This window comes from Micromonospora sp. BQ11 (genome assembly GCF_052068135.1).
GTDB lineage: Bacteria > Actinomycetota > Actinomycetes > Mycobacteriales > Micromonosporaceae > Micromonospora.
The window spans coordinates 61,071-78,308 of the sequence record NZ_JBQHDB010000020.1; the positions used below are offsets into that span (position 1 = coordinate 61,071).

Below are 17,238 nucleotides of genomic sequence, written 5' to 3' on the forward strand. Positions count from 1 at the left end.
TACCGCCGGCATCCGCTCCGAGCCGGTGCGCCCGAGCGGCGTTCAGAGCCAGCCGTTGTCCCGGGCGACGCGGACCGCCTCCCCCCGGCTGGTCACGCCGAGCTTCTGCACCGCCGCCGCCAGGTAGTTGCGCACCGTGCCGGAGGACAGGTTGGCACGACGGGCGACGAGGGCCACCGGTGACCCGTCCCCCGCCAGCCGCAGCGTCTCCAGCTCTCGTGGCGTCAACGGGCACGGCGGGATCAGCAGCGCGTCGGCGGCCAGCGCCGGGTCGACGTACCGGCCGCCGGCGTGCACCCGACGGATCACGTCGGCCAGCGCCCCGCCCGGCGCGCCCTTGGGCAGGAACCCCCGCGCCCCGGCGGTGAGCGCGCGGGCCAGGTGCGGCGGGCGGCCCTGGCCGGTGAGGATGACCACCGCGCAGGCCGGCAGCGTGCGGGCCAGTTCGGCGGCGACCCCGAAGCCGTCCCGGCCGGGCATGGACAGGTCGACCACCGCGACGTCCGGCCGATGGGCGAGGGCGGCGGTCACCGCGGCGACGCCGTCGGCCGCCTGCGCGACGACCTCCAGGTCGTCCTCCAGGTCGAGCAGGGCCGCGAGGGCCGTCCGGATCAGCTCCTCGTCGTCGGCGAGCAGGACCCGGATCATGCGGCGGCCGGGTGGGTCGGCACGGTCGCCTCGACGGTGAAGACGCCGTCGGTGGACCGGGTGCGCAGGTGTCCGCCGGCCGCGGTGAGACGGTCGGCCAGGCCCCGCAGGCCGTGGCTGTGCCGGTCCGGCGCCTCCGTGGTGGCCACCCCGTCGTTGGTCACGGTCATCCGCGCCTCGCCCTCCTGCTGGGTGATCTCGATCCGGCACCAGCCGGCCTGGCTGTGCCGCAGCACGTTGGTGCACGCCTCGCGGAGCACCGCCGCGAGCGGGGTGGCCACCTCCGGCGGCAGTTCACCGGCCGGCGGTACGACCGTGCACCGCACCCCGGAGGAGCGCAGCACCTCGGCGACGGCGGTGAGCTGTTCGGTGAGGTCGACCCTGCGGTACCCGTGCACGGTCCGGCGCAGCTCGGCCAGCGCCGTGGCGGCCAGGCGCTGCGCCTCGCCCGCCTCCCGCCCGGCCCGCGCCGGGTCGGTGGGCGCGAGCCGGGCCGCCAGTTCCGCCTTGAGGGCGATGACGGTCAGGTGGTGCCCGAGCAGGTCGTGCACGTCCGACGCGAAGCGCAGCCGCTCCTGCGCCGCGGCCAGCCGGGCCTGGGCGGCCCGCCCCTGACCGGCCTGCACGAGCAGCTCCCAGAACCACACCTGGAAGCCGTTGACCGCGGCGATGCCCAGCCCGACGGTGGCGGTCACCAGCAGCGACCGGAGGACCGGCGTGCCGGTCGCCACCGCCACCGCCCCGGCCACCGCGACGGCGGCGACCGCCGCCGGGGCCACCAGCCGGAACGGGGCCACCAGCGGGAGCCCGCCGACGAGCGCCGCGCCCAACCACGCCCAGGTCGGCCACGTACCGACGGCGACGGGAGCGACGAGCGGCACGCTGAGCACCGCCACCGCGGCGTAGCCGAGCCGCAGCCGACGGCGCAGCCGGGCGGACGGAGCGGGAGTGACCACGGTACGCAGCGCCACCGCCAGCACCACCGCGAACGCGCCCAGCCCGACCACCCCGGCGGCCACCCGCCACGGGTCCGGCTCCCGGGCCAGCCCGACCGCCGGCAGGAGCAGGGTGGCCGCCATGCCGCAGGTGAGGGAGACCAGGGTCACGGCCCGGGCGCGGGACAGGGTCCGCCCCGTCCCCGGCACATCCGCGTCCACCACCACGGTCGCCAGGGTAGAACGCACCGCCGCACCGGCGGATCCACCGGTATGCACGGTCCGGCCGTGTGTTCCGCCCGGCCGACCGGTGACACCGGGCGGATGGTTCGCGGGCACGCCCGTTGCGACGCTCGACGCATGACACCGCTGACCTCGACGACCACCGTCCTGACCTCGACGACCACCGTCCCCACGGCCTCCGACCGCCCGCCCGGGCCCGAGCGCCGCGTCCCGCTCCGGTCCCTGGCACGGCACCTGCTGGAGATGGCGCTGGCCATGGTCGCCGGGATGCTGCTGCTCGGGTCGGCGCGCGCCACCCTGGGCGCGGCGCTCGGGCTGGCCCCCGCGTCGCCCGGCCCAGCCGCGCTGCTCATGGCGACCGACATGAGCATCGGCATGGCGCTGTGGATGGGCTACCGCCGGCACTCCGCCGGCGCGATCGGCGAGATGACCCTCGCCATGTACGCCCCGGTCCTGCTGCTGCTCCTGCCGTACGGAGCGGGGCTGCTCGACGCGGACGCCCTGCTGGGCGGCGCCCACCTGCTGATGCTGCCGGCAATGGTGGCGGCGATGCTCCGACGCCGCGACGAGTACGCCCGGCACCCGGCCGCCCGGCCCGCCCCGCGACACCCGCTGGCGCGGATGCTGGCGCACCGCTGGCCGACCGGTCTGGCCCTGCTGGTGACGGTCGACGCCTGGTTCACCCCGGTGGTGTCCCCGTGGTACGTGCTCGTCCTGCCCGTCGGCTACCTGCTGATCGGGGCGTACCGCCGACGGCTGGGCGACCGGCGGGTGCTCGCCGTACAGCTGGCGGGTCTGGTCGGGTGGACGGCGCTGGTGCTCGCCGCGGTGGCCCTCGGCGGCGACGCCGCCCGCTGGTTGGTGGCCGCCGGCTGGCTCGCGCACGCGGCGTGGGACGTCGTCCACCACCGGCGCGACCAGGTCGTGCCGCGCGGCTACGCCGAGTTCTGCGCCGTCCTCGACGTCGTGGTCGGGATCACGGTGATCCTGGCGATCGTCGCGTGAGGGCCGGCCCGGGCGCCCGCCGGGGCGCCCGGGCGGCTCGATGTGGCGGTCGCCGGAGCGGACACGAGGGCGTGATGAAAAGCTTGGCGCATGAGTTCCGCACCCGTACGGCACGACCCACCCACCGAACCGCCCGCGTCCGACGCCTCCGACGAGGCGAGCGCCTTCTCCGATCTCGGCCTGCGCGAGGAACTGCTGCGCGCGCTGTCCGCGCTCGGCTACGAGGAGCCCACGCCGATCCAGCGGGAGGCCATCCCTCCCCTGCTGGCCGGTCAGGACCTGCTGGGCCAGGCCGCGACGGGTACGGGCAAGACGGCCGCGTTCGCGCTCCCGCTGCTGCAGCGGATGCCCGACGACCGGCCGTCCGGGCACCCGGTGGCGCTGGTCCTGGTGCCGACGCGGGAGCTGGCGGTGCAGGTCTCCGAGGCGTTCCACCGGTACGGCAAGGACCTCGGCGCGCGGGTGCTGCCGATCTACGGCGGGCAGCCGATCGGCCGGCAGCTGCGGGCGCTGGACGCCGGGGTCGACGTGGTGGTGGCCACGCCCGGCCGGGCGCTGGACCACATCGCCCGGGGCACGCTGAACCTGAGCGGACTCGCCACGGTCGTGCTGGACGAGGCCGACGAGATGCTCGACATGGGCTTCGCCGAGGACATCGAGGCGATCCTGGAGCACGCCCCCGAGGCGCGGCAGACGGTCCTCTTCTCGGCGACCATGCCCTCGCGCATCGACGGGCTGGCCCGCAAGCACCTGACCGACCCGGTCCGCATCCTCATCGCCCGGGAGCAGCCGGTCGCCGGCGAGGCGCCCCGGGTGCGGCAGAGCGCGTACATCGTCGCGCGGGGGCACAAGCCGGCCGCGCTGGGCCGCGTGCTGGACGTGGAGTCCCCGACCGCGGCGATCGTCTTCTGCCGTAGCCGGGAGGAGGTCGACCGGCTCACCGAGACGATGAACGGACGGGGCTACCGGGCCGAGGCGCTGCACGGCGGGATGAGCCAGGAGCAGCGGGACCGGGTGATGGGCCGCCTGCGGGGCGGCACGGCCGACCTGCTGGTCGCCACCGACGTGGCCGCCCGGGGACTCGACGTCGAGCAGCTCACCCACGTGGTCAACTACGACGTCCCGTCGGCGCCGGAGTCGTACGTGCACCGGATCGGCCGGGTGGGCCGCGCCGGCCGCGAGGGCGTGGCGATCACGCTCGCCGAGCCCCGCGAGCACCGGATGCTCAAGACCATCGAACGGGTGACCGGGCAGCGGATCGCCATCGACAAGATCCCGACGGTGGCGGACATGCGCACCCGGCGGCTCGAACTGACCCAGGCGGCGCTGCGGGAGAGCCTGCTGGAGGACGACCTCGACCCGTACCGGGCCATCGTCGAGTCGCTGACCGACGAGTTCGACCTGGTGGAGGTCGCTCTGGCCGCGGTGCGGCTGGCACACGAGGCGACCTCGCCGGGCTCCGACGACGAGGAGGAGATCCCGCAGGTGTCCGTCCGGGGCCCCAAGGAGGGGCGGCCGGAGGGCCGGGGCGAGCGACGTCCCGGCCGACCCCGCACCGGCGGCACCACCCAGGTGTTCATCGGGCTGGGCCGACGCGCCGGCGTCCGCCCGCAGGACCTGGTGGGCGCGATCACCGGCGAGACGGGCATCAACGGGCGGGACATCGGCTCGATCGAGATCGCCGACCGCTTCTCCCTGGTGGAGGTTCCGCACGCCGTCGCCGACGACGTGATCTCGGGGCTGCGGGGCAGCACCATCAAGGGCCGCAAGGCGACCGTACGCCGGGACCGTGACGGTGACGGCGACGGCGAGCGCCGCTTCGACGGCGGTGACCGGCGCGAGCGCCGCGACCGCGACCCCGCCGGCTGGCAGCGCCGCGAACGCCGCTGAAGGTGCAAGGAAGGGCCCCTTCTTAACGCCTCCGGTAGAGGAAGGGCCCCCTGTTAACGCACGCGGTACCGGAGCCGACGGTCGCGCCGGCGAGGACGCTCTTGCCCTGGGGCGCGTTAAGAAGGGCCCCCTGTACAACGCCAGGCGTTAACAGGGGGCCCTTCCTTTCACCTCAGGCGGCGGTGAGGGACTCGACGTCGGCTGGGCGCAGCGCCAGGGCGAGTACGTCGGCGACGTCGGCCAGGGTGTGCACCGTCAGCGCCTCGCGGACCTCGGCGGGCAGGTCGTCCAGGTCCGGCTCGTTGCGCTTCGGGATGATCACCTCGGTCAGGCCGGCCCGGTGGGCGGCGAGCAGCTTCTGCTTCACCCCGCCGATGGGCAGCACCCGGCCGGAGAGGGTCACCTCGCCGGTCATCCCGAACTCGGGGCGGACCGGGCGTCCGCTGACCAGCGACGCCAGGGCGGTGACCATGGTGATGCCGGCGCTGGGGCCGTCCTTGGGCACCGCGCCCGCCGGCACGTGCAGGTGGATCCGCCGCCCGGCGAGGGCGTTCGGGTCCAGCCCGAGCCGGCGCCCGTTGGAGCGCAGGTACGACAGGGCGATGTGCGCGGACTCCTTCATCACGTCGCCGAGCTGGCCGGTCAGGGTCAGCCCCGGCTCGCCCTCCATGCTGGTCGCCTCGATGAAGAGCACGTCCCCGCCGGCGCCGGTGACTGCCAGGCCGGTGGCCACGCCGGGCACGGCGGTGCGTTCGGCGGACTCCGGGGTGAACTTCGGCCGGCCCAGGTACCGGGCCAGGTTGCCGGTGTCGACGGAGACCGGCGCCGGGTCGGTGGCGAGCTCGACGGCGACCTTGCGCAGGATCTTGGCCAGGCCGCGTTCGAGCTGCCGGACGCCGGCCTCCCGGGTGTACTCCCCGGCGATCCGCGCCAGCGCGTCGTCGGCGATCGTCACCTCGTCCGCGGTCAGTCCGGCCCGCTCCCGCTGCCGGGGCAGCAGGTGGTCGCGGGCGATGGCGACCTTCTCGTCCTCGGTGTAGCCGTCCAGGGTGACCAGCTCCATCCGGTCCAGCAGCGGGCCGGGGATCGACTCGACCACGTTGGCGGTGGCCAGGAAGAGCACGTCGGACAGGTCGAGGTCGACCTCCAGGTAGTGGTCCCGGAAGGTGTGGTTCTGCGCCGGGTCCAGCACCTCCAGCAGAGCCGCCGCCGGGTCGCCGGCGTAGCCGACGGCCAGCTTGTCGACCTCGTCGAGGAGGACGACCGGGTTCATCGAGCCGGCCTCGCGCAGGGCGCGGACGATCCGGCCGGGCAGCGCGCCGACGTAGGTGCGCCGGTGGCCGCGGATCTCCGCCTCGTCGCGAACGCCACCCAGGGAGACCCGGACGAAGTTCCGGCCCAGGGCCCGGGCGACCGATTCGCCGAGGCTGGTCTTGCCGACACCGGGCGGGCCGGCCAGGGCGAGTACCGCGCCGGAACCGCGCCCGCCGACCACGCCGAGGTTGCGCTCGGCCCGGCGGTTGCGCACCGCGAGGTACTCAAGGATCCGGTCCTTCACGTCGGCCAGGCCGGCGTGGTCGGCGTCGAGCACCGCGCGGGCCGCGCCGAGGTCGGTGTTGTCCTCGGTACGCGTACCCCACGGCATCTCCAGCACCGTGTCCAGCCAGGTACGGATCCAGCCGGCCTCCGGGGAGGCGTCGCTGGCCCGCTCCAGTTTGCCGACCTCGCGCAGCGCGGCCTCACGGACCTTCTCCGGCAGGTCGGCGGACTCGACGCGACCTCGGTAGTCGGCGGAGCCCTCGGGCTCGTCCTCGCCGAGTTCCTTGCGGATGGCGGCGAGCTGCTGGCGGAGCAGGAACTCCCGCTGGGACTTCTCCAGGCCCTCGCGGACATCGGTGTTGATCTGCTCGGCGACCTCCTGCTCGGTCAGGTGGGCCTTGACCCAGCCGACGAGCAGTTCCAGGCGGGCGGTGACGTCCGGCGCGGTGAGGAGCTCGGTCTTCTGGGCCAGGGTGAGCCAGGAGACGTAGCCGGCGGAGTCGGCCAGCTCGGAGAGGTCGGTCATCCGCTCGATCGCGTCGATGACCTGCCAGGCCCCACGCTGCTGGAGGACCGAGGTCATCAGCGCGCGGTACTCGCGGGCCAGTTCGCGGGCCCGGCCTGCGGGGGCGGGCTCGCGGAGTTCGGTCGCCTCGACCCACAGGGCCGCGCCGGGACCGGGTACGCCGGAGCCGATCCGGGCCCGGGACAGGCCACGGACGACCGCCGCCGGCTCACCGTCGGGCAGCCGGCCGACCTTCTCGATCGTGGCGACGGTGCCCACCGGGCCGTAGTCGCCGTCGATGCGGGGCACGGCGAGGAGCTTCCCGTCGCCGGAGGAGCGGGCCGCGTCGACGGCGGCCTGGGTGGTCGGGTCGAGGGTCACCGGGATGACCATGCCGGGCAGCAGCACGGCGTCGGTCAGGGGAAGTACCGGAAGAGTTGCCATCGAACACCTGCCATCGGATTAGGTTGAGCGTGTCCAGCTCAAGTAACAAAGCGTGCCCTCTTGTTCCTCGGTGTGACCCAGACCACGCATCGGGCCCGGCGCGCGGGGCGGACCGGTCGGGCCGCGAACCACCGCCTTTAGGCGGCGGCACCGCGATTTCCCGCCGGATATCGCGACCCGCCGAAATGAGGAGGACGCGCATTGTTGCCTTTTCGGCGCGAGATACGTCAAACTTTGAGCACACCCCGCCCCACACAGGGAGTAATCGGCGATGGCTAGGAAAGTAATCACTGTTCTGACCGACGACCTGGACGGCGGAAAGGCCGACCGGACCGTCGAGTTCAGCCTGGACGGCGTGGCGTACACCATCGACGTCTCGGACGAGAACGCGGGCGTGCTGCGCAAGGCGCTCGATCCGTACATCAGCGCTGGCCGGCGAATCGGGCGAGGGGTGGTCGACAGTGCGCGCGCGCCACGTCGCCCGGCCGCGTCGGGCACGTCGGGAATGGACCGGGAGCAGAACCGGGCCATCCGGGAATGGGCCGTGAAGAACGGCTACAAGATTTCCGAGCGCGGTCGCATCCCGGTCGAGGTCGTCGAGGCGTACAAGAACCGCTGACCGTCCGTCCGGGAGGACGCTTCCCTGCGGGGCCACGCTGGAATCAGCGCGGCCCCGCAGTTTTGTCGACGGGAGCCCGCCATTCCGCGCCGCGCCGGACGTGGCGCCCGATGATCCCCGCCACCCGCGTCCGCTCGGGACGACCTTCGCGGCCACCCTGCTGATGTCATGAGCGCCGGCCTTGCCTTGCACTCGGGGGTGGCGGTGGCCCGCTGGTGGGGCGTGGTCGCGGGGCCGGTGGGTCGGCGGCCGATGCTGACCGGCAACGTCGCCGCCGCCGCTGCTCGGTGGGCTGGTCGCGGCCTGTTCTCCACCGACGCGCTCTGGCTCACCCTGCTGATCGCCGCCGGCAACCTGCTCGCCGTCGCGTCGCGCACCCGGAGGATCGCCGCGCTCCGGGCCGCCGCCCCGGCCTCCGGCGAGGTACGGGTCGCGCCGGCGGTGGCGTGACACGACCCGGGGCCGCCGGCGGACGTACGCCACCGACGGCCCCGGGTCGTGTCGTGGATCAGTTGACCTGGATGCGCACCGCGTCGAAGGCGGGGGTCTGGTTGGCCCGCTCCATCATGGGGATGCGGTGCGAGCCGTCGCCGGCCCAGACCGCGCACTGCGCGATGCCGGACTCCGGCAGGCCGGGAACCTGGATGGTCACCTGGTCGGCGTCGGCGCCGCCGCCGCCGTCCTCGGTGGCGACGAAGAACGCCGGCACGGCCTCCGGGTTGCCGGGTGCCTCGTCGGTGCTCTGCAGCATCCGGCAGGCGCTGTGGAAGTGGCCGCGCACCAGGCCCTGCTCGTTGAGCAGCGAGCTCTCCACGTAGTAGCCGCCCTGACCGGCGGCGAGGAAGCGGTCACGGACCAGGTTCCGGGTGGAGACCTGAAGCGTGAAGGGCTGGTTGGCGCCCACCTGCTGGGGGAATTCGGTGATCAGCAGCGACGGGTTGTTGGCGGCGGCGCCGACCTCACCGAAGGCGGTGCTCACGCACCGGTTGCCGTTCTGGAAACCGTCGTGCGGCTGCAACTGCGTGTTGTCGCAGTTGTTCGCCAGAACGCCCAGCCCGGCACCGGGGGCGTTGTTTCCGCCGTTGTTGTTGTCGCCGCCGTTGTTGTTGTCGCCGTCGTTGTTGTTGTCGCCGTCGTTGTTGCCGCCGTCGTTGTTCTCGCCCTCGTTGGTGTTTCCGGTCGGGGCGACCTGGCACGCGGCGAGCTGACCGAGGCCGCGCGGGCGGGGTCCGACCCGGTCGATGGCGATGGTGATCCGGTCCAGCGTGGCCCGGCGCTTGCTGGCCAGCGGGTCGAGGATCGCGTTCCGGATGAAGGCGTCGCCGCGGTTGCGCTCGGCGGCCAGCCGCCGGTCGGCCTCGGCGATCTGGGTCTGGAGCAACGCGAGGTTACGGTCGACCTCCGCGCGCGCCCGGTCCGGGACCTGCGGCAGCTTGCTCGCCACGTCCGGGCAGGCCACCGCGGAACCGCCGTTGGTCGCGGCACCGCCGCCCGCCCGGGTCTCCTGGCACTCCCGCGCCGTCTGCTGGCCGTCACCCCAGTGGTTGCGTACCCACCTGCCGTTCTGCCAGGTGCGCGTGGTGTTGCTTCCACTCGGCGCGGTCGCCCCGGGGCTGGGCTCCACACAGGCCGCGGACGCCGGACGGGTCCGGTTGGACCGCCGGTCCTCGGCCGACGAGATCTGGGTGACGGCGACGACTCCGCCGAAGACGGCGAGCGTGCCGACCACAGCCAGCAGCCGCTTGCTCCGCGCGTTACCGGATGACCGGCGCGCCCGTGTGGACCTGCGCATCGAATTGCTCTCCTTCTCGATCCGGTAGTTGCTTGCAGACCTCGGCGGACCGACGGAATTGTGTGGTGTGCCCGCCGGAATCCCGTCGGACACGACCGGTGGCACGTCGATGACCGACGATGCCATTTCCGCACCGTCTTCCACGCCGGTGTGGCGCGGTCGAGGAGATCCTGTCCATTCCCGCTGGAGTACGGGACGGCCGACGCGAAGGTTCAACGCGGACGGCAGAAATCTGCGGATCTTTTGGCCGGACCGCTCGGCCGGGGACCGGCGGTGGGTCGACCGTGAGCGGCGGTGGGTCGACCGGGTTCCGGCGGTGGGTCAGCCGGCGGGGCGGTGGAGCGGGAGGGCGCGCGTCAGTCCGCGCAGAGGTGGTCGAACGCGAAACCGGTCGCCAGCTCGCCGCGCCGGGCCGCCAGGCCCCGGATCGCGGCCCGCAGCTCGTCCCGCGGCACCAGCGCGGCCGTGTCCGTCGCCCGCAGTCGCTCCCCGATGGCGAGGGCGGCCAGGTCCTCGGCGAACCGGGCGGTGTCCACGCCGATGGAGAAGCGGTGCTCCCGTACGGTCACCCGCTCCACGAGGCACGCGCCGGGACGTACCTCGAGCCAGCTCCAGCCCTCGGCGGGGCCGTCGGTCCACCGCACGTGCAGGCCGCGCAGGATCGGGTCGACCAGCCGTCCCTCGACGTAGGCCTCGACCGCCGCCGCCCGGGCCAGCGCGCCGAGGTCGTTGACCGCGCCGGTACGCCCGTCGGGCAGCCGACCGAGGATGTCCCGGAACCCGACCGGCGACTCCTCCCCCGGCTCGACAACGGCGACGCCGTCCGCGTACGTCCGGGCGTCGACGACGTACGCGACGACAGCTCGCCCGTGCTCGGCGGCCCGCAACGTCGGCGAGCCGATCCGCAGCACGGGCAGGCCCACCGCCTCGGCCACCGCGTTCTTCATCCGCTCGGCGCGCTGCCCCGCCGGCGACTCGGGGCCGATCTCCACCGCGAGACGGGGGCTGCCGTCGTCGGCGCAGACCACGAAGTCGTACGCCGCACGGATGGCGGAACCCCACTGGTTGCCGGTGATCCCCGCCGGCCGTCGCTGTACCAGCTCACCGAGCCGGTGGGCGCCGTGCACCACGAATCCCGCCCGGGCGGACAGCCCGTCGGCGAGCGGGAGCGTCCGCAGCCCGGAACCGGTCCCGTCGCCGCTGCCCGTCATCCACCCGATCCGTTCGCCGATCCCCCGACGGTCCGCCCGTCGATCTGGCGAGTCTACGGCGTCGATCAAGGCCGCCACCTCGGCGGTGCGGCCCCCACGAGGGGAGATGACCGGTGGATCGGCCCGAGGTGACCGGCCGCGTCGGACACCGCGACGTCGAGTAGCGAGCGTCAACTCCGCCGCGACACCACCGCAGCACCCGGCTACGCTCGCGTGGTGCTGCACACCGGACGCGTACGGGAACGGTTGACCAAGCGCGGCCTGGTCACCGTCTCGCACGCCATCGAGCAGGCGGCCCTGGCCACCGCGGAGGACGGTCCGCTGATCGTCCTCGCGCTGTTCCAGCGGATGCCGTACTTCGAGCGGGAACGGGCCCTCTACGAGCGGATCGCCGGCGTCGCCGCGGCCACCGTCGTCGGGGTGGTCGACGCCGTCCCCGAGGCGCTGCCCGCCGGGACGTACGGCGTGGTGCTGGCCGAGGACGAGGAACTGGCGCGGGAGTGGTCGGTGGTCGTCCTGACCCCGCGCTTCGGTGCGGCGCTGGTGGCGTACGACCGGGCCGAGGTGGCCCCGGATGCGCCGACGCTGGAGGCGGGCCGGCTGTTCGACGGCGGGTGGAGCTTCCGGCGCGACGCGGCCCTGCACGAGGCGCTGCGGCTGCGCGAGCGCCTCGCCACACGGCTGCCGGAGCAGGCCCGCGCGGTGCTCGACGACGTGCTCGGCCGGGTCCGGGAGCTGCCGGCGACACCGGGCGAGGCGCGGGGCGAGGCGGCCGTCCGGTTGCTGGCCGGGCAGATCGAACGCGCCCGGCGTCGAGCCGACGCGCCACCGTCGCGCACGACGACCGACGGCACGACCGCCCTGCTCGACGAGCCCGCGCTCAAGCGGTGGACCGGGCTGGACGGGGTGACCGCCTCGGGCACCCTGCCGGTGGCCGTCATCGGCGTACGGGTGGACGAGCCGCCCGGCACGCCCGAGCGGTTCGGCCGGCGCAGCCACGCCCGGGAGGGGCAGGCCGTGCTCGCCGCGCTCACCGCGCCGCTGCGCCCGGTCGACCGGGCGGCCCGTCTCACCGACCGGGAGTACCTGCTCGTGCTGCCGTCGCTCACCGAGGAGCAGGCGGTCGCGGTCGCCGACCGGGTACGCGAGTCGATCGCGGGACTGGCGCGGTCGTACCCCTTCGTCACCTACGCGGTGTACGCGGCGGTCTGTGTGACCACCGGGCGCCCGCTACCGGTGCCGGCGGTCCGGCACGCCCTGGAGTGGGCCGTCGGCGAGGGGGTGCCGGTGGCCACGGTGGCGCCGGAGAGTGTCTTCGTCGGCTGATCCGGCGCCGGTGCGGCCGGGTCACTCCGCGCCCATCACCAGGCCCTCGATCGTGTGCTTCTGCCGGATCGGCGTCAGCGTGTCGACCACCGGGCAGGACAGGTGCGCGCGGACCGAGGCGGGCAGGCTCTCCCAGTAGTCCCGGGTGACGGCCATGTCGTGGTGCGCGGCGTTGCCCGCGCCGGGCGCGTCCACGCCGAGCACCAGCACCGGGCGGGCCAGCGTCGAGACGTTGGGGGTCCCCCGGTGGACGGTGAGCGCCGAGCGGGCGGAGATGTCGCCGCGCTTCGGGTACTTCCGCACCGCTCGCGCGGCGTACCGCGGGTAGCGCTCCTTCGGCGGGAACATGCCGTGGTCGAAGTCGTCGCCCTCGTCCCACTGGGTCCCCGGCGCGATCTCGAACGGCCCCATCTCCTCCACGGTGTCCACCGTGGTCAGGTTGAACGCGAGGGAGGTCAGCCGCCGCTGCCGGCGGGTGTCGGACGGCATGGGGAAGTCACGGTGCCAGGGCTGCATGGCCGCGCCGGGGAACGGGATGTCGAAACCCAGCTCGACGATCTCGTACTCCGGGCCGAGCACGGCCCGGCAGACCGAGACCACCCACGGGTGGGTGACCAGGTCGACGAAGCCGCGCAGCTGCTCCGGGTGGATCTCCACGTACCACCGCTGCGGGCCGCGCCCGACCGCGCCGTCCGGACGCGCGCGGGCCTCCTGGAACGCGGTGTCGATGTCCTCACCCATCCGCTCCACCCACTCGACGGGAAAGGCGCCGCGGCAGGCGGTGATGCCGTCGCGGTAGAGGTCGCCGAGTGCATCGAGCGGCACTTCCTCGTCTGCGCCGGCGGACTGCGGGGAACGGACGTCGGACGTCATCGGACCTCCTGAGGGTGACGGTGAGCCGAGTATTACAACGTTGTAGACGGCTCGCAAGAGGTGACCGGGACCGACCGGCGGCACGGCCGCCAGGTCGCGGAACGTCGGAACGGTCTGCCGGCCCGCGGCGTCCGCGGCCACGCGGGCGGGGCATGATTCGGCGTACGCCCGGACCGCGCGCCGATGTCGCGGCGGGCGGGAGGGGGTACGACGGATGCGGGTGGTCTCCCTGGTGCCGTCGCTGACCGAGGCGGTCGCCGTGACCCTGCCCGGCCTGCTGGTCGGCGCGACCGACTGGTGCACCCACCCGGCCGGGCTGGATGTGGCACGGGTCGGCGGGAGCAAGTACCCGGACCTGGACGCCGTTCGCGCGCTCCGGCCCGACCTCGTCCTGCTCAACGTCGAGGAGAACCGCCGCGCCGACGCCGACGCCCTCGCCGCGGCCGGCGTACCGGTGCGGGTGACCTATCCCCGGACGGTGTACGGGGCACTCACCGAACTGGGTGACCTGCTCCGTGACCTCGGTGCCCCGACCGAGCCGGAGTGGCTGGTCGCGGCCCGCCGGGCGTGGGCCGCGCCGCCCCCGCTGTCGCCGCGTCGCGCGGTGGTGCCGGTGTGGCGGCGACCCTGGGTCGTGCTCGGCGGTGACACGTTCGCCGGTGACGTGCTGCGCCGGCTCGGCGTGGTCAACGTGTACGCCGACCACGCCGACCGCTATCCCCGACCGGACCTGGACGAGCTGCGCGCACAGGCACCGGACCTGGTGGTCCTGCCCGACGAGCCGTACCGGTTCACCGCCACCGACGGGCCGGAGGCGTTTCCCGGCATCCCGTGCGCCCTGCTCTCCGGGCGGCACCTCACCTGGTACGGCCCGTCACTCGCCGAGGCGCCCGTGGTGCTGGCCGCGCAGCTCGCCGCGCCGGTCACGCACACCGCCGGCTGACCTCCCCGTGCGCCTGTCACTCCGGCTCAACCGCGGCGGGCCCGGCCGCGCTCACGGTGCGCGGCCACCACGCTCCACGCGATCGACAGCGACAGGGTGGCCACCACCACCACGAGCGTGAGCCAGACCGGCACCTTCCCCACCGGTGTCTCGGCCAGGATGAGCTTGAGCCCGGCGAACGCGAGCAGCAACGCCAGCCCGTAGCGCAGGTACCCGAAGTGCCGCAGCAGCCCGGCCAGGCAGAAGTACAGACTCCGCAACCCGAGCACCGCGAACGCCGTCGCCGTCCACACCAGGAACGTGTTGCCGGTGATCGCGAGGATCGCCGCCACCGAGTCGATCGCGAAGACGATGTCGGTCGCCTCGATCGCCACCAGCGCGACCAGCAGCAGGGTGGCCCGGCGGCGACCCGCCACCCGGACGACGAACCGGCCGCCGTGGAACTGCGGATCGGTCGGCACGAACCGGCGGAACAGGCGTACCGCGACGTTGTGGCCCGGGTCCACGTCCGGCTTACCGCGGACGGCCAGCCGCCACCCGGTCCAGACCAGGAAGGCGCCGAGCACGACACCGGCCCACGCCAGCCGCTCCAGCAGCTCCGCCCCGGCGATGATGAAGACCAACCGGAAGGCCAGCGCGCCCACCACGCCCCAGAAGAGCACCTTGTGCTGGAACTCGTCGGGCACCCGGAAGTAGCCGAACAGCAACGCGAAGACGAAGACGTTGTCGACCGAGAGCGCCTTCTCCAGCAGGTAGCCCGAGTAGTACGCGACCGCCGGCTCCGGGCCTCGCCAGGCCCACACGATCAGGCCGAACGCGAGTCCGGCGGTGATCCAGACGACGCTCCAGACGACCGCCTCGCGCAGCTCGATCACGTGGTTGTCGCGGTGGGAGAGCATGTCGACCGCGAGCATGACGGCGATGATCGCGCCGACCGCCGCCCAGGCCCAGAGCGGCACGGCGAACGTCGCGTCCTCCACCGGCGTCCTCCGCATCCGTGCCCGGACAGGCGGCGTCCACGCCCACCACGGCGATTCCGCTCTGCACCCTCGTACGCGCCGGTCGCCCCGGCCGCCTGGCGCCGGGCGGCACCGGCCGCACCGGCCCCCGCCTGACCACGCCGGCCCGCCCCGTCCGCCGGGCCGCGTCGCCTCCGAGCCTAGGCGAGCCGTACGCCGCCCGGCGGCGCTCCGCCGAAGTCGGACGGGGCCGCCCCGGAACGCTCAGGCCACCGGGTTGACCTGTCCCGGTGCCATGTCGACCAGGTCGGTGTCGTCGACGTCGTACGCGATCGTGCTGGTCACCCGCACGACGCCGCTGGCCTGACCGGCGAGCCGGGCAGCCAGCTGGCTCGCGCTGCGCCGGTCCAGCCGACCGTCGAGGACCTCCTCGCCGTCGCGGACCTGCACGGTCACCAGGCCGTCCCGCACGGCGAGCACCCGACGCAGGACCTCCTGGACCACGTCCTCGCGGATCTCCGCGTCGGTCCGCAGGTGCACCCGCAGGAGGTCGCCGCGGGTGACGATGCCGACCAGTCGACCGAGGTCGTCGAGCACCGGCAGGCGCTTGACGGCCTCCTGGTCCATCTGCCGGGCGGCGGAGGTGATCGTGGCGTGGGGCCACGTGGTCACCGGCGGCGCGGTCATCAGGTCCCGGGCCAGCAGCGCGTCGGCCTTCTCCCGGGCGGTACGGCGCCGCCGCCCCTCGAAGACCCGTCGTTGCTCCGGAAGCCCGGCCCGCTCGATCTTGTGCAGCAGATCCGACTCCGACACCACGCCGAGTACCCGGCGGAACCCGCCGACCACCGGTACGCCGCTGACGCCACGCCGGACCAACGCGTCGACGATCTCCCGGTACGGGGTCTCCTCCCCCACCGTCGTGACGTCCCGCGTCATCACGTCACCCACCTGCCACATCCTCATGACGACCTGCCTGACGGTCTCGGCAGGGACGTTACGGACCACGGACGCCGCGGCGGCAGGGTCGCGGGGCAGGGCCGGCGGGGCCGTACGGACTCCTTGACAAGGGGTCCAGGGACCCGGTCCGCCAGGGCCCGGTCGGCCCTGCTGGCGGCGCGCCGGCAGGCGTCCAATGGAGATGCCACCGGGAAGCGCGGTGCGACATCAGAAGGGACGTGGAGACAATGACCGCGACGACTGAGCGGAACACCGCCGCCACATCGCTCCGGCGGCCGAAACCCCCCGGGAGCGCGCCGCCCGGTACGTCTTCGCCGGCATCCGGATCGCCCTCGGCTGGACCTTCCTCTGGGCGTTCCTGGACAAGGTGTTCGGCCTGGGACACGCCACCGAGGCGAAGAACGCCTGGATCAACGGCGGCAGCCCGACCAAGGGGTTCCTGACCTTCGGCGCCGCCGGCCCGTTCAAGGACCTCTACAACGGCATCGCCGGTGCCGCGTGGGCCGACTGGCTGTTCATGATCGGTTTGGCGGGCATCGGTGTGGCGCTGCTCCTCGGTATCGGGATGCGCGTCGCCGCCGTCGCCGGTGGTCTGCTCTACGTGTTGATGTGGACCGTCGTCCTGCCCCCGAGAACAACCCCTTCATGGACGACCACCTCATCAACGCCGCCCTGCTCGCCGGTCTCGCGCTGGTCAACGCGGGTGCCACCCTCGGCCTCGGCCGCACCTGGGCACGGCTCCCCCTCGTCCAGCGGTTCCCCTGGCTGCGTTGAGAAGATCCGACACCACCTCCAGCGGGCGTCACCACCGGTGACGCCCGCTGATCCGTGCCGTGACAGGGCCGGACGTGGGAGGCGGTTCGCCGGACCGGCCGCCATCGGCCGGCCACGATCCGGCAGGATCACCGGTGACCGGACAACCGGATCGAAACGGCAGGAGATTCCCGAATGAACCAGGCAGCAGGCGCCCGCTCGGGCAAGCCCGAGGTGGGCCCGATCGAGGGCGCACCGCCCGCGGACCTCGTGATCGAGGACATCACCGTCGGCGAGGGCCCGGAGGCCCGGGCGGGTCAGCTGGTGAGCGTCCACTACGTCGGGGTGTCGCACTCCACCGGGCGGGAGTTCGACTCCTCCTGGAACCGGGGCGACACGTTCGAGTTCCCGCTCGGCGGTGGACAGGTCATCGCCGGCTGGGACCAGGGTGTGGCCGGGATGCGCGTGGGAGGCCGGCGCAAGCTCACCATCCCGCCGCACCTCGGCTACGGCGACCGGGGCGCGGGCGGCGTGATCAAGCCCGGCGAGACCCTGGTCTTCGTGGTCGATCTGCTCGACGTCCGCTGAGGCCGGCG

General features: G+C 73.9%; 15 protein-coding genes and 1 pseudogene. 8 read left to right on the plus strand and 8 right to left on the minus strand.

Annotated elements, in window-relative coordinates:
• Positions 1-42: 42 nt before the first annotated feature.
• Together ACTMSW_RS29800 and ACTMSW_RS29805 are read right to left on the minus strand one after the other, a co-directional pair.
• Positions 43-648, minus strand: coding sequence for a response regulator transcription factor (locus ACTMSW_RS29800; protein WP_441184087.1), 606 nt, complete (start codon positions 646-648; stop codon positions 43-45).
• Entirely contained in the window at positions 645-1,832 is a 1,188-nt protein-coding gene (locus ACTMSW_RS29805; protein ID WP_441184088.1) for a sensor histidine kinase, read from the minus strand. The genes ACTMSW_RS29800 and ACTMSW_RS29805 overlap by 4 nt, the downstream gene beginning before the upstream one ends.
• A gap of 111 nt (positions 1,833-1,943) precedes the next feature.
• Here ACTMSW_RS29805 and ACTMSW_RS29810 point away from each other — a divergent pair, with 111 nt between their 5' ends.
• Positions 1,944-2,831 (plus strand): hypothetical protein, encoded by an 888-nt coding sequence (locus tag ACTMSW_RS29810; RefSeq protein ID WP_441184089.1) that lies wholly within the window; start codon positions 1,944-1,946, stop codon positions 2,829-2,831.
• A gap of 90 nt (positions 2,832-2,921) precedes the next feature.
• Complete coding sequence (locus tag ACTMSW_RS29815) at positions 2,922-4,721, plus strand: DEAD/DEAH box helicase (RefSeq protein WP_441184090.1); 1,800 nt, start codon at positions 2,922-2,924, stop codon at positions 4,719-4,721.
• A 172-nt stretch (positions 4,722-4,893) separates the two neighbouring features.
• On the opposite strand, the gene lon is transcribed toward ACTMSW_RS29815, so the two are convergent.
• The gene (gene lon, locus ACTMSW_RS29820; protein WP_441184092.1) at positions 4,894-7,209 is read right to left on the minus strand and encodes an endopeptidase La; all 2,316 of its coding nucleotides are present in this window, start codon (positions 7,207-7,209) and stop codon (positions 4,894-4,896) included.
• Positions 7,210-7,480: 271 nt separating this feature from the next.
• Between lon and ACTMSW_RS29825 the strand changes: the two genes are divergently transcribed.
• Both ACTMSW_RS29825 and ACTMSW_RS29830 read left to right on the plus strand, forming a co-directional pair.
• Positions 7,481-7,828 (plus strand): histone-like nucleoid-structuring protein Lsr2, encoded by a 348-nt coding sequence (locus tag ACTMSW_RS29825; protein WP_441184093.1) that lies wholly within the window; start codon positions 7,481-7,483, stop codon positions 7,826-7,828.
• Positions 7,829-7,996: 168 nt separating this feature from the next.
• On the plus strand, positions 7,997-8,278 hold the full coding sequence (locus tag ACTMSW_RS29830) for a hypothetical protein (RefSeq protein WP_441184094.1): 282 nt from the start codon (positions 7,997-7,999) through the stop codon (positions 8,276-8,278).
• Between the two features lie 58 nt (positions 8,279-8,336).
• Here ACTMSW_RS29830 and ACTMSW_RS29835 read toward each other — a convergent pair whose 3' ends face one another.
• Positions 8,337-9,620 carry a hypothetical protein gene (locus ACTMSW_RS29835; protein WP_441184096.1) on the minus strand — a complete coding sequence of 428 codons (1,284 nt, stop codon included), beginning with the start codon at positions 9,618-9,620 and terminating at the stop codon, positions 8,337-8,339.
• Between the two features lie 356 nt (positions 9,621-9,976).
• A complete protein-coding gene (locus tag ACTMSW_RS29840; RefSeq protein ID WP_441184097.1) occupies positions 9,977-10,831 on the minus strand; it encodes a hypothetical protein in 855 nt (284 codons plus the stop codon).
• A gap of 216 nt (positions 10,832-11,047) precedes the next feature.
• On the opposite strand from ACTMSW_RS29840, the gene ACTMSW_RS29845 reads away from it, so the two are divergent.
• Complete coding sequence (locus ACTMSW_RS29845) at positions 11,048-12,157, plus strand: DICT sensory domain-containing protein (protein ID WP_441184098.1); 1,110 nt, start codon at positions 11,048-11,050, stop codon at positions 12,155-12,157.
• Between the two features lie 21 nt (positions 12,158-12,178).
• Here the strand turns inward: ACTMSW_RS29845 and ACTMSW_RS29850 are convergent, their stop codons facing one another.
• Complete coding sequence (locus tag ACTMSW_RS29850; protein ID WP_441184100.1) at positions 12,179-13,030, minus strand: phytanoyl-CoA dioxygenase family protein; 852 nt, start codon at positions 13,028-13,030, stop codon at positions 12,179-12,181.
• 214 nt (positions 13,031-13,244) lie between these two features.
• Here ACTMSW_RS29850 and ACTMSW_RS29855 point away from each other — a divergent pair, with 214 nt between their 5' ends.
• A complete protein-coding gene (locus ACTMSW_RS29855) occupies positions 13,245-13,973 on the plus strand; it encodes a helical backbone metal receptor (protein WP_441184101.1) in 729 nt (242 codons plus the stop codon).
• A 26-nt stretch (positions 13,974-13,999) separates the two neighbouring features.
• On the opposite strand, the gene ACTMSW_RS29860 is transcribed toward ACTMSW_RS29855, so the two are convergent.
• Positions 14,000-14,968: a TerC/Alx family metal homeostasis membrane protein gene (locus tag ACTMSW_RS29860; RefSeq protein WP_441184102.1), complete on the minus strand. Its 969-nt coding sequence runs from the start codon at positions 14,966-14,968 to the stop codon at positions 14,000-14,002.
• Between the two features lie 228 nt (positions 14,969-15,196).
• Entirely contained in the window at positions 15,197-15,895 is a 699-nt protein-coding gene (locus tag ACTMSW_RS29865) for a CBS domain-containing protein (RefSeq protein ID WP_441184104.1), read from the minus strand.
• Positions 15,896-16,107: 212 nt separating this feature from the next.
• On the opposite strand from ACTMSW_RS29865, the pseudogene ACTMSW_RS29870 reads away from it, so the two are divergent.
• Together ACTMSW_RS29870 and ACTMSW_RS29875 are read left to right on the plus strand one after the other, a co-directional pair.
• Positions 16,108-16,663 (plus strand): annotated as a pseudogene (locus ACTMSW_RS29870) (hypothetical protein).
• A 174-nt stretch (positions 16,664-16,837) separates the two neighbouring features.
• The gene (locus ACTMSW_RS29875; protein WP_441184105.1) at positions 16,838-17,230 is read left to right on the plus strand and encodes an FKBP-type peptidyl-prolyl cis-trans isomerase; all 393 of its coding nucleotides are present in this window, start codon (positions 16,838-16,840) and stop codon (positions 17,228-17,230) included.
• Positions 17,231-17,238 lie beyond the last annotated feature (8 nt).

What these genes read in the sequence shown, in the direction of transcription:
- lon (WP_441184092.1), bottom strand. Translation starts at nt 7,209, where the DNA reads ATGGCAACTCTTCCGGTACTTCCCCTGACCGACGCCGTGCTGCTGCCC.
- ACTMSW_RS29800 (WP_441184087.1), bottom strand. Translation starts at nt 648, where the DNA reads ATGATCCGGGTCCTGCTCGCCGACGACGAGGAGCTGATCCGGACGGCC.
- ACTMSW_RS29860 (WP_441184102.1), bottom strand. Translation starts at nt 14,968, where the DNA reads ATGCGGAGGACGCCGGTGGAGGACGCGACGTTCGCCGTGCCGCTCTGG.
- ACTMSW_RS29855 (WP_441184101.1), top strand. Translation starts at nt 13,245, where the DNA reads ATGCGGGTGGTCTCCCTGGTGCCGTCGCTGACCGAGGCGGTCGCCGTG.
- ACTMSW_RS29830 (WP_441184094.1), top strand. Translation starts at nt 7,997, where the DNA reads ATGAGCGCCGGCCTTGCCTTGCACTCGGGGGTGGCGGTGGCCCGCTGG.
- ACTMSW_RS29850 (WP_441184100.1), bottom strand. Translation starts at nt 13,030, where the DNA reads ATGACGTCCGACGTCCGTTCCCCGCAGTCCGCCGGCGCAGACGAGGAA.
- ACTMSW_RS29815 (WP_441184090.1), top strand. Translation starts at nt 2,922, where the DNA reads ATGAGTTCCGCACCCGTACGGCACGACCCACCCACCGAACCGCCCGCG.
- ACTMSW_RS29835 (WP_441184096.1), bottom strand. Translation starts at nt 9,620, where the DNA reads ATGCGCAGGTCCACACGGGCGCGCCGGTCATCCGGTAACGCGCGGAGC.
- ACTMSW_RS29840 (WP_441184097.1), bottom strand. Translation starts at nt 10,831, where the DNA reads ATGACGGGCAGCGGCGACGGGACCGGTTCCGGGCTGCGGACGCTCCCG.
- ACTMSW_RS29810 (WP_441184089.1), top strand. Translation starts at nt 1,944, where the DNA reads ATGACACCGCTGACCTCGACGACCACCGTCCTGACCTCGACGACCACC.
- ACTMSW_RS29865 (WP_441184104.1), bottom strand. Translation starts at nt 15,895, where the DNA reads ATGAGGATGTGGCAGGTGGGTGACGTGATGACGCGGGACGTCACGACG.
- ACTMSW_RS29825 (WP_441184093.1), top strand. Translation starts at nt 7,481, where the DNA reads ATGGCTAGGAAAGTAATCACTGTTCTGACCGACGACCTGGACGGCGGA.
- ACTMSW_RS29875 (WP_441184105.1), top strand. Translation starts at nt 16,838, where the DNA reads ATGAACCAGGCAGCAGGCGCCCGCTCGGGCAAGCCCGAGGTGGGCCCG.